Origin of the sequence: Klebsiella sp. EMBS2024 (genome assembly GCF_036233805.1) — a bacterium.
GTDB classification, from domain to species: domain Bacteria; phylum Pseudomonadota; class Gammaproteobacteria; order Enterobacterales; family Enterobacteriaceae; genus Klebsiella; species Klebsiella pneumoniae.
Genome location: NZ_JAZARW010000001.1, coordinates 2,151,093 through 2,152,599 on the forward strand (window position 1 = coordinate 2,151,093; position 1,507 = coordinate 2,152,599).

Annotated in this window: 2 protein-coding genes; both read right to left on the minus strand. The window is 58.4% G+C overall.

Going from position 1 to position 1,507, the window contains the following annotated elements:
- Nucleotides 1-32: 32 nt before the first annotated feature.
- Nucleotides 33-1,151 (minus strand): S-(hydroxymethyl)glutathione dehydrogenase/class III alcohol dehydrogenase, encoded by a 1,119-nt coding sequence (locus VZP09_RS09800; protein ID WP_004143804.1) that lies wholly within the window; start codon nucleotides 1,149-1,151, stop codon nucleotides 33-35.
- A 24-nt stretch (nucleotides 1,152-1,175) separates the two neighbouring features.
- On the minus strand, nucleotides 1,176-1,451 hold the full coding sequence (locus tag VZP09_RS09805; RefSeq protein ID WP_328795088.1) for a metal/formaldehyde-sensitive transcriptional repressor: 276 nt from the start codon (nucleotides 1,449-1,451) through the stop codon (nucleotides 1,176-1,178).
- Nucleotides 1,452-1,507: the final 56 nt, after the last annotated feature.

Below are 1,507 nucleotides of genomic sequence, written 5' to 3' on the forward strand. Positions count from 1 at the left end.
TATGGGTGACGATTCGCCTTCAGCGTCGGCGATTACTGGTCGCCAAAGTGGATCACGGTGCGAATCGATTTACCTTCATGCATCAGATCAAAGGCCTCGTTAATCTGCTCCAGCGGCAGGCGATGGGTAATAAACGGATCGAGGCGAATTTTACCCGCCATGGCGTCTTCCACCATGCCCGGCAGCTGACTGCGCCCTTTTACGCCGCCGAAGGCGGAACCGCGCCACACGCGGCCGGTCACCAGCTGGAACGGACGGGTCTTGATCTCCTGCCCGGCGCCGGCTACACCGATGATCACGCTCTCACCCCAGCCTTTATGGCAGCACTCCAGCGCCGCGCGCATCACATTTACATTGCCGATGCACTCGAAGCTGAAATCCACCCCGCCGTCGGTCAGCTCAACAATCACATCCTGAATCGGCTTATCGTAGTCGTTCGGATTGATAAAATCGGTCGCGCCCATCTCTTTAGCGAGAGTGAATTTATCCGGGTTGGTATCAACCGCCAGAATGCGCCCGGCCTGCGCCTGCACCGCGCCCTGGATCACCGCCAGACCAATGCCGCCCAGACCAAAGACCGCGACGCTATCCCCGGCCTTGACCTTCGCCGTGTTATGCACCGCGCCGATACCGGTGGTTACGCCGCAGCCCAGCAGGCACACTTTATCCAAAGGCGCCTGCGGATTGACTTTCGCCAGCGAAATCTCGGCGCAAACCGTATATTCGCTGAAAGTGCTGGTGCCCATATAGTGATAGATCGGTTCGCCATTGTACGAGAAACGAGTGGTGCCGTCCGGCATCAGTCCTTTACCCTGGGTGGCACGCACCGCCTGACAGAGGTTGGTTTTACCCGACTTACAGAATTTGCACTCGCCACATTCGGCGGTATACAGCGGAATGACGTGATCGCCCGGCTTAAGGCTGGTGACGCCCTCGCCTACTTCCACGACAATCCCGCCGCCCTCATGGCCCAGCACCGCCGGGAAGACACCTTCCGGATCGTCACCGGAGAGGGTGAAGGCATCGGTATGACACACCCCGGTGTGGGTGATTTTCACCAGAACTTCGCCTTTTTTCGGCGGCGCGACGTCGATCTCAACGATTTTTAACGGCTGACCGGGGCCGAAGGCCACTGCTGCGCGTGATTTCATAACTGTCTCTTCCTCGTCGTGATGTTATTTTAAATAGGATCGTAGCAGATGACCGACCTCTGCCATTCTCGCGGCCCGCTGCTCAGGGGTGGTGTCGCCGCTGACCAGCTCGTCCTGCAGGTGGATCTCCACCATTTCGCCCATCAGGCCGTTCGCCGCCCCGCGAATCGAGGCGATCTGCTGCAGAATAGTCATACAGGGCTCGCCGGACTCCAGCGCGCGCTCAAGGGCTTCGACCTGGCCGCGGATGNGTCTTACGCGGCTGAGCGCCCGTTTTTTATCTTCAGGTGAATGTGGCACGATTACGCCTCCGTATCATATAGGGGGGTATACTATATTCTATTAACGGTGAAGGC

What these genes read in the sequence shown, in the direction of transcription:
- VZP09_RS09800 (WP_004143804.1), bottom strand. Translation starts at nt 1,151, where the DNA reads ATGAAATCACGCGCAGCAGTGGCCTTCGGCCCCGGTCAGCCGTTAAAA.